The organism is Vibrio sp. OPT46, assembly GCF_015163535.1.
Taxonomy (GTDB): Bacteria; Pseudomonadota; Gammaproteobacteria; order Enterobacterales; family Vibrionaceae; genus Vibrio; species Vibrio alginolyticus.
On record NZ_JADDYG010000601.1, the window covers coordinates 1 to 219 of the forward strand.

General features: G+C 54.3%; 1 rRNA gene. It reads left to right on the plus strand.

The window, feature by feature from the left end:
- Positions 1 to 219, plus strand: a 16S ribosomal RNA gene (locus tag IQR33_RS23525); the annotation flags it as partial.

Sequence of the window (219 nt, forward strand, 5' to 3'; positions counted from 1 at the left end):
GTGGGGAATATTGCACAATGGGCGCAAGCCTGATGCAGCCATGCCGCGTGTGTGAAGAAGGCCTTCGGGTTGTAAAGCACTTTCAGTCGTGAGGAAGGCGGGTACGTTAATAGCGTATTCGTTTGACGTTAGCGACAGAAGAAGCACCGGCTAACTCCGTGCCAGCAGCCGCGGTAATACGGAGGGTGCGAGCGTTAATCGGAATTACTGGGCGTAAAG